The sequence below is a fragment of the Clostridium sp. MSTE9 genome (assembly GCF_000277625.1).
GTDB classification, from domain to species: Bacteria; Bacillota; Clostridia; order Oscillospirales; family Acutalibacteraceae; genus Faecalispora; species Faecalispora jeddahensis.
Window position 1 is genome coordinate 142,555 of record NZ_AKFU01000054.1, and the last position, 12,344, is coordinate 154,898.

Sequence of the window (12,344 nt, forward strand, 5' to 3'; positions counted from 1 at the left end):
TAAAATCAGGCTGACTGTTTTCCTTGATTCTCCATACAAAAGCTTTTCACAATTCTGATTCGGCAATCGGCTGCGCAGCCGCAGCCTGTTTATGGATCTGCTGCCGCGCATAGAAAAAGATGACCACCTGGCCGGCTCCCGCCAACACCCAGGTAACGGGATAGGCGGCGAAAAGCACAAGCTCTGCAGGGTACCAGGCAAAGATCGTAGCCAGCCACACCATCCGCAGCAGGCAGGCGCCCACAAGCGTGCAAAGCATCGGCGATATGGAATAGCCCATTCCATAGGATAAACCGGGGTATACATCCATGATGCCGCAGGCAACGAAAGAAATCATGATGATATACAGACGCAGCATCCCCAGCTCGATCACCTTCGGATCAGATGTGAAGATGCCGAGCAAGGGCCTGCCGAACAGCACGGTCGCCCCTCCAAGAAGAATCCAGGTAATGAAAACCAATACCGTGGATACCTTCGCAATATTATCGATACGGCTATATTTTTTTGCGCCCATGCTTTGGGCCGTAAAGGTTACAACCGCGTTGTAATAGGCAAGCATGACGGTGCCGATATAGTTTTCAATATTCATTGCGGCAGCGTTGGCCGCGATCATGGTGGAGCCGAAGGAATTGACGGCCGACTGGATCAGCACATTGGAAATGGAAAACAGCAGGCCCTGCAGCCCCGCCGGCAAGCCGATCCGGATCAGCTCCTTTAGCTTCTCTTTGTCGGCCCTCAATTTTCGGGGGATAAAGCGGATCGCCCCGTCGTAACGGGACAGGGAAAACAGGATCAGCAGCGCCGAGAGATATTGGGAGATCACCGTGGACCACGCTACGCCGTCGACGCTCATGTGCAGAACGATTACGAAGAAAAGATTGAGAACCACGTGCAGAATGCCGGTGACGCCCAAAAAATACATCGGACGGCGGCTGTCGCCCACAGAGCGCATAATCGCCGCGCCGAAAGTGAATACCATGTTGGCGGGCATGCTGACGAAGTAGATCCTCATGTACAGCACTGCAAGGCCCAATATGTTCTCCGGCGTGCCCATCATTACCAGCAAAGGCCCGCAGAATGCAATGCCTACGGCCATTACGATGAGCCCGCCGATCATGCTCAGGACAATTGAAGTATGAACAGACCGGCTCACGGCGTCCGCATCACCGGCAGCATAATCCCGTGCCACAACGACGCTCGTCCCTACAGACAATCCCGTAAATAAGGTGATGATCAGATTGATCAGAGCGCCCGTCGCGCCTACCGCAGCCAGCGCATCGCCCCCTGAAAAGCGGCCGACGACAACCATGTCTGCGGTATTGAACAGCAGCTGCAAAATATTCATGGCCATGATGGGCAGGGAGAAGACCAACAGTTTTCCAAACAACGGCCCGTCGCCGTCATCTGTATGGTGGCGGTACTTTAAAATAAAATGGAAATACGCTTTTTTTGCATTTTCTACAATCAGCAGCAGCATGACCTTGCGGTTCCCTTCAACATGACTTCATGCATCAAAAATCCGAATCTTTCTCAATCAGAAAGAGATTCGGATGATTTCTATTCGATATGCCCAATAGAATGTGAACATAAGCCAGATTTGTTATAACAGAATTTACCCATCTTGTAAAGCGAAAACATCCCGTGTCTTCCCCCTATCTGGATTTTTCCCGAACCAGGAAATAACGCAGATCCATCCCGGCAGCAGACCAAATCATGGGATACTGGTTACAGTATAAAGTGATTTTATGAATTGTCAATACCGATTGATCAAATACCAAGAGAATAAATAAAAACAAAAGCTTCCCCCTGAATTCTTTTACATTCGGAGAGAAACTTCCGAGGAAAAGGGAACTGGTTTTTTTATTTTACTCAACGCTAAAGCTCTTCTGAACATCCCGGAATAGCTGGGTGTTCGTATGACAATAAAAACAGGCTGATGATTTATCAGCCTGTTTTTGTTTTTATAACCACTCGAGGATCTTTCCTCTTTTAAAAATGGTGAGAAAAATATTTTTCAAGATAACAAGGTGCTGGATATGACCCGGCCAACAAACCGGACTTTATTAAGATTTCGTTATGCTCATAATGCTTCGTGGTTACTCAAAAGCTTTAACCATTTCTTTTGCCTATGGGCATAAAAAAATGTTGCCCATAGATATACAAACGGTGTTTTCCAGCCTGCATAAATCTCGACTTCATCCGTGTACTGTGAAGCATCATCGCCCAGTGGTTTTAGCACGATACTGTGATTCCATATAGGCACATAGGCATTGCTTTCGGTTGTGTGAATCCGATATGCTTCCTCGTTAAAATCAACTACCTTAATTGTGTGTACGCCTAATGGAATAACGCCAAATAATTTAAGTTGAAAAGAAAAAGTTTCTCCTGCTTTCCAATTGAAATCATTCCTTTCGGTTAACGGAGTAAACGTTGCATATGGCGAGGCTATGTACTGTAACGTTTGTATGGATTTTAGCTTGTTGAAAACATTTCTCCCCGACGCCGGGAATCTGGAAGTTTTTATTACAGTTCTGCTTTGCACAGTTCTTCTTGCCTCCTTATGCGTTTAATATAAATAATCCATTGGGTGATTTTACGGAAGCTTGTATCCATATTACCAGATTTTTTTGCACCATAAAAGACATAGCCTCCCCTTGACGGAAAGCTATGTCTTTTATGGTGCGAGTGTTCATAAGGACAAACTCACAAATCTATAAATCCATATAAAATAAGGCTTCTGTAACCAAACAATGAATCGTACTGCTCGTTTCATTTGCCTTTGACTATCAGGTGCAAAAAGGTGGTTAACAGAAACCATTTTCATCTTGAAATCTTCTCAAAAACACTGCTGGCATCAGTGCATGTTTTTTAGATTGGGAAAATTAACTATAAATACCGCTCCATCAAATCCACGAAATACTGTCCCAATTCATCCGGCACATCAAGAACGACAACTTCTGCAGTTCCTCCGTTATCACGTCCCCCATCATGAGAAAATATGAGTAGCAACTTGCCGTCACGCACAAAGTACCTAGGACTCTGGCTCGTTGTAAAATAACCGTCATTACTTACTTTGTAAAAACATACGCTCTCTTGAAACTCAGCCTCAGGTATTCTGCGGACTTTTTGCATTACCTTTTCATTAGAACGTTTATCAAAAGGTTTGTATTCGTTTTCGTTATCAAAGTTCAAAAGATCATCAAATTTTTGCGGATCAATTTCAGGGATACTACAGACTTTCTCAGACAAATAATACCCAATCCCACAATAGTACTCAAAATTAGTGGGATCTGCGTAATAATCGCAGAGAGTTGATCCCATTCATTTTCAGCACAATATACAGTGCCGCCTGTATATTCCCCTATATAGCTATGGATCCAATCGTGCCCTTTAAAATTCACGCGTCGGAACTGGTGCATTCCATCGTCATAAACTATCCCTTCTTGGAGAGTTTCACTTCCGATATCTCCAACTTGCTCAAACACGGGGTATAAATCCCCATAAAATCCGTTACAGTATGTAACACCTTCAATCGTCACGTTCGTCGGAACAGCGTAACCGCCAATCATGCGGTCAATGGCGCTACAGCCGGCTAAGAACAGAAGAATGCAAACTAGCAACGGCAAATTTTTTTTCATAAGATTCTCCCTTATCTCTATGCTTTCGCACAAAAACATATACTGTCTTTATCATTTTCTTACCGCATGAGACGGAGGATAAAAGGGTGGCGCGAGCCACATGCCTGCTTCTCCGGTTGGAGGCCGATGATATCATCCTCAACCTCTGGAAAAGCCCAGGGCGCCTTATCCCAATAATACACCAATTATACCATGCACCCGAAAAAATGAACACAAATAAAGACAGGCTAACGATAGCCAACCTGTCTTTGTCCTTATGACCACTCGAAGGTCATTCGTCATGGTCCGAGTGGAATTATAGGACTTAGAAAAACTCAGTAATATCAATGGTTTGTAGGCAATCGGCAAGTAGTATTTACGTTATTTACAAGCACCTTCATAGCATTCTGTATCAGCAGATTCATCCGCGTTCTGTCTCTTCTTATACACGAAACGTCTTCTTGTGCGATGCTCCACTTTTCCAATAGATGAAAAGGACAATGAAGAACGATACCGCTTGAGCAATCGAAATACGTACTACCTGTAATTCATCTGCTCCGGAAATCGTTACAACATGCAAAATATTTATAATAGTATTGTTGAAAAAGTGGTCGGCCATCGGCATCCAAAGCGATCCAGTGATTTTGGTCAGCAAACAGAATTTCGTTCCGGCGATTCCCGCTGTCAAAATAAGCATGAGGGCGGACATCATTGCTCCGGTTGAGCTTATTTCCCCGTCCAGCAGACTGCGCACAGGCGCTGCAATATGCCAGACGCCAAAGAGGAGGGAGGAAAGAACAATCGCTTTCAGAAAAGAGTATTTAACTTCCAGCAGCTTAACAAACAGGCCGCGGAATATCCCTTCCTCCATAACCACATTGATAATGTTGCCCATAATGCAAAAAACGAAAAACAACAAACCGGTTTGCCTGCCCTGGTTGCCGTTGATCGCGTAGCTGGTCACATAAGCTTGCAGCGAAGGGATGTTGCCTTTTGACAGTTGCAGGAAGAATTCGATGCCATAGGCAATCATAAACACAGCTGCGCCCAGCAACAGACCATAGAGCGCATTTCTTATTACCGATTTACCCGTAAATCCTATTTCAGACCATTTGAGTGAAAAATACCGCAGCGCCAACATGAGCACGGTGATGCCCACCAGTTTATGTATAAACGCCTCACCGAAAATACCTTGATCCGTGCGAATAATAATATATTCAATGACTCTGAACACAAAGCATACCAAATAGGTAACAAGGATGCACTGCAATGGATTCGATCGTTTATCTTTTATCATGCTATACTCCCCTCGAAATAATAAAAATCGCACATTACATATTTTATCATACGAAAGAAAAGAAGTCGACTGCGTTTGCAATCGACTTCTTTCAACAAAATAGTATGGTGCTGGTGACCGGACTTGAACCGGTACGGTGTTGCCACCGAGGGATTTTAAGTCCCTTGCGTCTGCCGATTTCGCCACACCAGCGTGTAGAACGGAGTTTATTATAGCACAAATTCAAAAGCAAAACAACAACAAAATCGCCCGGGAAAACAAAATCACCGAGCTAGTGCTTTTATGCTCCTTAGCTATCCGAAGCTTCGCTTCGGCGTGCGGTTATTATAGCACGAACCGATACGCAAAATCAATTGCAAATTTGCAGCGAAAGGCGGTGTTCCTTTGCAGAGAATCACCGCCGGAACACCGCCAAAACAGTCTGAACCATAATTTTGATATCCTGCCAGACGGAAATGTGGTCAAGATACTCCAGATTATAGCGCATCTTCTCCGGCAGAATCTGATGAATATAGATTTCTTCCGGGTCGCCGCCGGAATTGAGCAGCTCGTCTTCATCCTTAAACCGGATGCTCGCCGTTGCCGTTACGCCCGGCGGCATCAACAGCGTAGCCAGATATTCCGGCTCGTAGGCATCGACATATTTTCGCACCTCCGGCCGGGGGCCGACAAGGCTCATCGTACCCTCAAGGACATTTAGGACCTGTGAAAATTCATCCAAGCGGCACTTGCGGATCAGCTTCCCTACCCGGGTGATGCGGGAATCCCCTTCTGTTGTCAGGGCCAAGCCCTTTTTGTCGGCATCCTGCACCATGGAACGAAACTTGAAAATCCGAAAATCCCGCCCATACTGCCCGACTCTCACCTGTCGGTAAAACACCGGCCCTCTGGAATCAATCTTGATCGCTGCGGCCAGCAGCAGAAAAATCGGCGAAAGCAGCAGCAGAATCAGCGCCGACACAATGATATCGAACACCCGCTTGAAAAACAACGACGCCTTTTGCCGATTGAGCAGCTCTATATAAGGTTTGATTTCTTCCTTCTGCATCCACTGGGGTAACTCCTGATACTGCACGTTTTTCACCATTTTCCTTCATTACTTTGCCTGGAAGCTTCTACCTATCATTATGGCAGAAATTTCTCCTTTTAAACTGTACCCAAAGAAAGAAGATTTGTCAAATCCTTTTTCTTTTTGTCGATCGCGCCAACGAAACAATTTACGAAACCGCCACTTGATGATATAATAGCCTCACGACGCAAAAATTTTTTCATAGGTAAAAAGTTGTTATTATCTAACCATCTTACATAAAAAAGCGAAAACGCCTTTACGGCGTAATTTCATCAGAAACGGGGTATTTCGATGTATTATCTTGGCATCGATCTGGGCGGCACCAATATTGCCGCCGGCGTCATCGACAAAAGCGGCAAGCTTCTTTCAAAACAGTCTATGCCGAGCGGCGCTTCCTGCACACCGCAGGAGCTGTGCGACCGGATTTCCGAGGCCGCCCGGGAAGCCATTTCGGCAGCCGGACAGCCGGTAGATTCTGTGGGAATCGGCTGCCCCGGTTCTGTAAACCGCAATACGGGCATGGTTGAGCTGACGCCGAACCTTCCGCTGCGTCATTTTCCAATGCGTGAGGAGTTGGAGAGCCGTCTTCATTTGCCTGTGGGTGTGGATAACGACGCCAACGCCGCAGCCTGGGGAGAGTTTAAGGCAGGCGCACTGCAGGGCGCATGGAACGCCGTGGCCATCACCCTTGGAACAGGGGTAGGCAGCGGGCTGATTCTGGACGGAAAAATCTACGCGGGGCAAAACGGTGCCGCGGGAGAAATGGGTCATATCGTCATTGAACGGCATGGTCGGCCTTGTAATTGCGGAAGACACGGCTGCTGGGAGCGCTACGCCTCCGCCACCGGGCTGATTCTGACGACTCGGGAGCTGCTGGAGCAGGACACAGCCCATGAGAGCCTAATATGGGAAATGCTGAACGGCGATTTGAACCGGATTTCAGGCAGAAGCGCTTTTGACGCCATGCGCCAGGGCGACGCTCTGGGGCGGAAGATCGTGGAGGTCTATACCGAAGACATCGCCTGCGGCGTGATCAACATCATCAACAGCCTGCAGCCGGACGTGATCTGCATCGGAGGCGGCATCAGCCGCGAGGGGGAAACTCTTCTCGCTCCGGTGAGAGCGATTGTGGAACGGGAACAGTTTGTGACCAATTCTCCTCTGAAAACAAAACTGGTGACTGCTGAGCTGGGCAACGATGCGGGAATCATCGGCGCGGCTCTGTCGGGCGCAGAGCTTTGCGGCTTCTCTCTCTGATCAAAAAATAGTTAAAAGGCGATACCGTATTATGGTATCGCCTTTTCTGATAGAAGAATATCCTTTCCGCAATCCTGGAAAAGCAGGGCTCGCACAGCGGAAGGAAAATATTTTCTGACAACCCAAACTCAGCTGGCGGCAAACTGACTGTTGTAGAGCTCGGCATAAAATTCGTTTTTCTCCAGCAGCTGTTGGTGTGTTCCCTGCTCCACAATTTCGCCGGCACGCATCACGAGAATCAGATCCGCCCCCTGAATGGTGGAAAGGCGGTGTGCCACCACAAAGCTGGTACGGCCCTCCATCATCCGCTGGAACGCCTTCTGCACCAGAAGCTCGGTTCGGGTATCGATACTGCTGGTCGCTTCATCCAGAATCAGCATGGGCGGGTCAACCAGCATTACCCGGGCAATACAGAGCAGCTGCCGCTGCCCCTGCGAAAGATTTCCCCCATCCTCTGAAATCATGGTGTCATAGCCGTTCGGCAGACGGGTGATAAAGGAATGCGCCAGCGCCGCCTTCGCGGCCGCGGTCACCTCTTCCAAAGTGGCGTTCGGCTTACCGTAGGTGATATTCTCACGGATTGTGCCGGAGAAAAGCCAGGTATCCTGCAGCACCATTCCAAACAGGGAACGAAGGCTGCCGCGCGTGATTTGCCGTACATCGGTGCTGTCTACACGAATGCTGCCGCTGTCAACATCATAAAAGCGCATGAGCAGGTTGATGATCGTCGTTTTGCCGCAGCCGGTCGGCCCTACAATGGCGATCCTTTGCCCCGCGTGAGCGGCCAGATTGATATTTTGCAGCAGCTTCGTCCCGGGCCGATAAGAGAAAGCGACATCCCGGAACTCCACCTGATGGCTGCCCCCGTTATGAATTTCCTGTGCGTCGGCCGGCTCCGCAGGCTCCTCTTCCTCATCGAGCACCTCGAACAGGCGCCGGGCCGAAGCAAACGCAGTCTGAATCTGCGTCAGCACAGCAGTCACCTCATTAAACGGCTTGGTATACTGGTTGGCATAGGCCAGAAAGCTGGTGATCTGCCCCACACTCAATCGCGCGGGAACGCCGGTAATGGCGCAGATGGCACCGATCACCGCAACGGAGGTATACACGATGCTGTTGACGAACCGGGTGGAGGGATTCGAAAGCGAGGAATTGAACTGGGCTTTCTCCCCCGCCTCGTACAGGCGGGAATTGATTTCATCAAACGTGCTTTCCGCACGGTTTTCATAGTGAAACGCGCGCACCGTTTTGATTCCGCTGATCATCTCTTCGATTAATCCGCTGAGCTCCCCCTGACACGCCTGCTGATCAAAAAAGCGCTTACGCGAAATTCTGGCAATAAAAGCGGCCACAAACAGGGACAGCGGCGTGATGCACACCACCACGAGCGTAATGACCGGGCTGATCGTCAGCATAAACAGCAGCGTGCCCACAATGGTGACCACACCGGTAAACAGCTGGGTAATCCCCTGCAGCAGACCGTCGGATACCTGGTCCACATCGTTAACGACACGGCTGACAAGATCGCCGTGCGCATGGCTGTCAATAGTCCGAAGCGGCAGGTGGTTCACCTTCTCATAGGCCTGCACGCGCAAATCACGCATCGTGCGGTAGGTCGCCTGATTGGTACAGTACGTCATAACCCACTGGAACAGCGCACTGACCAGTACTGTCGCGGCAAGCAGCAGCAGAATTTGGCGCATCCTTTCATAATTGACCTGGCCGGGAGCAACAATCTGATCTACCGCATGGCCAATCAGAATCGGGGCATACAAAGAAAGCGAGATATAAATGATCGCGCAGATCAGCGCGCCCACAAGATAAGCAAAATACGGCTTCATGTAGCCGACAATTCGCCTGAGTACCGAGCGATTCATCTGGCCACCTCCTCGCGGTTCATCTGCGACAGGCAGATTTCCTGATAGACAGAGCAGCTTTGCATCAGCTCTTCGTGTGTGCCGATACCGGCAACGGCCCCGTCGTCCAAGACAATAATGCGATCCGCATGGCGGATGGAGCTGACCCGCTGGGACACAATCAGAACCGTCGTACCGGCCGTATCATTGCGAAGGGCACGCCGCAAAGCTGCGTCGGTTGCGAAATCCAGCGCACTGGAGCTGTCGTCCAGAATCAGCACCTGTGGATTTGCCGCCAGGGTTCGCGCAATCGCAAGGCGCTGGCGCTGGCCGCCGGAGTAATTTTTGCCGCCCTGACTGACCGGCGAGGATAGGTCCTTCGGCAGAGCGCGCACAAAATCCTCCGCCTGCGCTGTTTTCAGGGCTTGCCACAATTCCTCATCCGTGGCCGCCGCATTGCCCCATTGCAGATTGCTGCGGATGGTTCCGGTAAACAGCTCAGACTGCTGCAAAACAATACCGACCCGGCTGCGCAGCACAGCAAACGGATATTCCCGCACATCCACTCCGTCCAGCAGGACCTGGCCTTTTGTGACGTCGTAAAAGCGGGGGATCAGATTCACCAGAGTCGATTTTCCGGAACCTGTACCGCCGATGATCCCTATCGTTTCTCCGGCGGCGATTGCGACGCTGCAGTCCTGCAAAGCATATTCTCCGGGAAGATGATACGAAAAGCTGACGCCGTGAAACTCTACTTTTGATGCACCGGAAACCGGCTGCGGCTCTGCCGCGGAATCAGACTCCTGAACGGTGGTTTCGGTATGCAGCACCTCGTTGACTCTGGCAGCAGAGGCTGAAGCCTTTGTAAAGATCACCACGAGATTTGCGACCACCACGAGGGCAAGAAGCGTCTGGTTCATGTAGTTAATCAAAGCCACGATCTGGCCCTGTGTAACGATACCGGTATCGACGCGGAACCCGCCATACCACACAATCGCCAGAATCGAAAAATTGATAATGGCAAACGTAATCGGATTCAGCAGCGCGGAAAGCTTGCCGACCCGAATTGCCGCGGCAGCCTGTTCGTCCGCCGCGTTTGTAAATCGTTCGGTTTCCTGTTCCTGGCGGGAAAAGGCGCGGATGACCCGCACGCCGGACAGGCTTTCTCGCGACAAACGGGAAATGGCGTCCAGCTTTTTTTGAATCGCCTTGAAGAAGGGAACGGAACGGCTCATCACCAGATACAGAGCGAGGCCGATCAGTGGAGTGGCCACCACAAAAATCAACGCCAGCGGCACATCGATCGTCATCGCCATAATGACAGCGCCTACAGCCAGAAATGGCGCGCGCACCACCAGACGAATCAGCATCGCAACCGCCAGCTGAAGCTGATTGACATCGTTCGTCAGGCGGGTAATCAGCGACGGCGTGCCAAAACGGTCAAGTTCTGCATAAGAGAGCGTATTGATATGGCGAAATAATTCCCCGCGCAAAACCGTTCCAAAGCCTTGTGAGGCCACCGCGGCCATCTTCTGACACACCAGCGCAAAGCACAGACCCACAACGCCGAGCAGCAGCATGACACCGCCCATCTTCCAAACATAGGCGATATCTCCCCGGCGAACACCTTCATCGATGATCCGCGCGGTTACGATTGGAATAATCAGCTCAAATATGGCTTCAATCAATTTAAATATTGGGCCAAGAATGACCTGTTTACGATACGATTTTAAGTATTTGCCGAGTTCCCGCAAAATTGATCCAGCCCTTCTCTAAGGAAATTTTCGATGATATTATTCCCATATCGATATCAAAATCAGATTTTCATGAACAGCGCGAAGTGATTATATCATCCGTTCTCTACTCAGTCCGCATCAAAGAAACAATTTTCGTTTTTCTCACGACTGATGATTCCATGTTCTCCCAGGCGCCCGAAGCTCCGCTTCGGCTTGCGCCGTGAGGTTATTATAACACGATTTCCAAACAATGACATCTCTTTCACAAAAATATTGGGTGGAGCGCGCTCAGCAAATCAGATTCTCACACAAACTGATGCGAAAAAAAGGAGCTCAAAAGAGTCCCTTGATCAATATCAAAAAGTTGTGCTTCAAAGGATTTTTTAGAAAGATTTTCAACGTAATATTTCAAGGGAATTCCGACAAACTATATGGCAAGGAGTGATCGTATGGATAATCAAGAAAATCAATCTGTCGAAAATTTACCAATGAATATTAACGCCGTTACACCCACACCGAAGCCCGATGCACAGTCTATTACACAGCTGGTAAAGCACAGCGGCCGCATTGAGGGCTATCAGCTTTCCAGCGGACAAATCATCTCGAAGGAGCAGGGTGTAGAATTGGCCAAGGCTGGAGCAATTCGAGGAGTTGCCGTTGCCACAAGAAATGGCAGTGAGTATCTTCGCTCTTTGCCCGATGGTGAGGAAAGCAATAATCTTGGTAACTTGCCATCCATTTCACAATAATCATTTCACATAATTCCATTTGATTTTACTTCAAAATGAAAAAGCAAAGAAAAAACCACCAGTAATTACTGGTGGTTTTCTTTGGCTCCCCAAGTTGGACTCGAACCAACGACCCTGCGGTTAACAGCCGCATGCTCTACCGGCTGAGCTATTGAGGAATATCAGTGTTGGCGTCATCCTATTGTCCCGGGCCGTTACCAGCCAAGTATCTTCGGCACTGATGAGCTTAACTTCTGTGTTCGGAATGGGAACAGGTGGACCCTCACCGTCATCGACACCAACTATGTTCCGCAGAGGAGGTTTTCGCCTTCCTGTCGGATATTGTAAAAACAGTTTCCTGTTTCTTACGACTACTTCAAAAGATTGTTTTGGTGACCCGTGGGGGAATCGAACCCCCGTTACCGGCGTGAGAGGCCGGTGTCTTAACCGCTTGACCAACGGGCCACATCTCAGCCTTAGCCAGGTGCAGAGGTCAGAGATCCTCTCAAAGACCCCCGCCTGACTTCTTTTTGGTGCACCATCAGGGACTCGAACCCGGGACACCCTGATTAAGAGTCAGGTGCTCTACCAACTGAGCTAATGGTGCTTGCCAAGCGAAAACTTGGAGTTTTCACTGCCTTTCGGCAGATGTGCTCGCAGCCCTTCGCCAATCTTTTCGTACCCTTCGGGCACTGAAAACTGAATAAAGAAGAAACAGAAGAAAGCGATTTGAGCAAGGCCCAACCAAGAATTTATGGTCAAGCCCTCGACCGATTAGTACTGC

The 12,344-nt window shown here is 49.2% G+C and carries 10 protein-coding genes, 4 tRNA genes and 1 rRNA gene; 2 read left to right on the forward strand and 13 right to left on the reverse strand.

What is annotated here, in order from left to right; all coding sequences use genetic code 11:
• Positions 1 to 46: 46 nt before the first annotated feature.
• The 7 genes from HMPREF1141_RS16690 to HMPREF1141_RS16720 form a co-directional block, all read right to left on the reverse strand.
• Positions 47 to 1,477 (reverse strand): MATE family efflux transporter, encoded by a 1,431-nt coding sequence (locus HMPREF1141_RS16690; RefSeq protein WP_009066677.1) that lies wholly within the window; start codon positions 1,475 to 1,477, stop codon positions 47 to 49.
• A 603-nt stretch (positions 1,478 to 2,080) separates the two neighbouring features.
• Positions 2,081 to 2,542: a hypothetical protein gene (locus tag HMPREF1141_RS16695; protein WP_035317369.1), complete on the reverse strand. Its 462-nt coding sequence runs from the start codon at positions 2,540 to 2,542 to the stop codon at positions 2,081 to 2,083.
• A gap of 344 nt (positions 2,543 to 2,886) precedes the next feature.
• Positions 2,887 to 3,192, reverse strand: coding sequence for a hypothetical protein (locus tag HMPREF1141_RS16700; RefSeq protein WP_035317371.1), 306 nt, complete (start codon positions 3,190 to 3,192; stop codon positions 2,887 to 2,889).
• Positions 3,189 to 3,638, reverse strand: a complete 450-nt coding sequence (locus HMPREF1141_RS16705; RefSeq protein WP_035317372.1) for a hypothetical protein — start codon at positions 3,636 to 3,638, stop codon at positions 3,189 to 3,191. Before HMPREF1141_RS16705 ends, HMPREF1141_RS16700 begins: the two co-directional genes overlap by 4 nt.
• Positions 3,639 to 4,059: 421 nt before the next feature.
• On the reverse strand, positions 4,060 to 4,914 hold the full coding sequence (locus HMPREF1141_RS16710) for a type II CAAX endopeptidase family protein (protein ID WP_009066601.1): 855 nt from the start codon (positions 4,912 to 4,914) through the stop codon (positions 4,060 to 4,062).
• Between the two features lie 105 nt (positions 4,915 to 5,019).
• Positions 5,020 to 5,106, reverse strand: a tRNA-Leu gene (locus HMPREF1141_RS16715).
• Positions 5,107 to 5,308: 202 nt separating this feature from the next.
• The gene (locus HMPREF1141_RS16720) at positions 5,309 to 6,001 is read right to left on the reverse strand and encodes a sugar transferase (protein ID WP_035317373.1); all 693 of its coding nucleotides are present in this window, start codon (positions 5,999 to 6,001) and stop codon (positions 5,309 to 5,311) included.
• Positions 6,002 to 6,274: 273 nt separating this feature from the next.
• Here HMPREF1141_RS16720 and HMPREF1141_RS16725 point away from each other — a divergent pair, with 273 nt between their 5' ends.
• Complete coding sequence (locus tag HMPREF1141_RS16725; protein WP_009066646.1) at positions 6,275 to 7,240, forward strand: ROK family glucokinase; 966 nt, start codon at positions 6,275 to 6,277, stop codon at positions 7,238 to 7,240.
• Positions 7,241 to 7,368: 128 nt separating this feature from the next.
• On the opposite strand, the gene HMPREF1141_RS16730 is transcribed toward HMPREF1141_RS16725, so the two are convergent.
• Together HMPREF1141_RS16730 and HMPREF1141_RS16735 are read right to left on the reverse strand one after the other, a co-directional pair.
• Positions 7,369 to 9,117 carry an ABC transporter ATP-binding protein gene (locus HMPREF1141_RS16730; RefSeq protein WP_009066763.1) on the reverse strand — a complete coding sequence of 583 codons (1,749 nt, stop codon included), beginning with the start codon at positions 9,115 to 9,117 and terminating at the stop codon, positions 7,369 to 7,371.
• Entirely contained in the window at positions 9,114 to 10,850 is a 1,737-nt protein-coding gene (locus tag HMPREF1141_RS16735; RefSeq protein WP_009066747.1) for an ABC transporter ATP-binding protein, read from the reverse strand. Before HMPREF1141_RS16735 ends, HMPREF1141_RS16730 begins: the two co-directional genes overlap by 4 nt.
• A 431-nt stretch (positions 10,851 to 11,281) precedes the next feature.
• Between HMPREF1141_RS16735 and HMPREF1141_RS16745 the strand changes: the two genes are divergently transcribed.
• Positions 11,282 to 11,581 carry a DUF3892 domain-containing protein gene (locus HMPREF1141_RS16745; protein WP_009066661.1) on the forward strand — a complete coding sequence of 100 codons (300 nt, stop codon included), beginning with the start codon at positions 11,282 to 11,284 and terminating at the stop codon, positions 11,579 to 11,581.
• 82 nt (positions 11,582 to 11,663) lie between these two features.
• Here HMPREF1141_RS16745 and HMPREF1141_RS16750 read toward each other — a convergent pair.
• The 4 genes from HMPREF1141_RS16750 to HMPREF1141_RS16765 form a co-directional block, all read right to left on the reverse strand.
• Positions 11,664 to 11,739 (reverse strand) — tRNA-Asn (locus HMPREF1141_RS16750).
• Positions 11,740 to 11,746: 7 nt separating this feature from the next.
• Positions 11,747 to 11,863 (reverse strand): 5S ribosomal RNA (rrf, locus tag HMPREF1141_RS16755).
• An 87-nt stretch (positions 11,864 to 11,950) separates the two neighbouring features.
• Positions 11,951 to 12,025 (reverse strand) — tRNA-Glu (locus tag HMPREF1141_RS16760).
• A 66-nt stretch (positions 12,026 to 12,091) separates the two neighbouring features.
• Positions 12,092 to 12,167: transfer RNA gene (locus HMPREF1141_RS16765), tRNA-Lys, on the reverse strand.
• Positions 12,168 to 12,344 lie beyond the last annotated feature (177 nt).

Excerpts from the sequence above, each read along its gene's own strand:
- HMPREF1141_RS16690 (WP_009066677.1), bottom strand. The coding sequence starts at position 1,477 with ATGCTGCTGCTGATTGTAGAAAATGCAAAAAAAGCGTATTTCCATTTT.
- HMPREF1141_RS16705 (WP_035317372.1), bottom strand. The coding sequence starts at position 3,638 with ATGAAAAAAAATTTGCCGTTGCTAGTTTGCATTCTTCTGTTCTTAGCC.
- HMPREF1141_RS16710 (WP_009066601.1), bottom strand. The coding sequence starts at position 4,914 with ATGATAAAAGATAAACGATCGAATCCATTGCAGTGCATCCTTGTTACC.
- HMPREF1141_RS16720 (WP_035317373.1), bottom strand. The coding sequence starts at position 6,001 with ATGGTGAAAAACGTGCAGTATCAGGAGTTACCCCAGTGGATGCAGAAG.
- HMPREF1141_RS16725 (WP_009066646.1), top strand. The coding sequence starts at position 6,275 with ATGTATTATCTTGGCATCGATCTGGGCGGCACCAATATTGCCGCCGGC.
- HMPREF1141_RS16730 (WP_009066763.1), bottom strand. The coding sequence starts at position 9,117 with ATGAATCGCTCGGTACTCAGGCGAATTGTCGGCTACATGAAGCCGTAT.
- HMPREF1141_RS16745 (WP_009066661.1), top strand. The coding sequence starts at position 11,282 with ATGGATAATCAAGAAAATCAATCTGTCGAAAATTTACCAATGAATATT.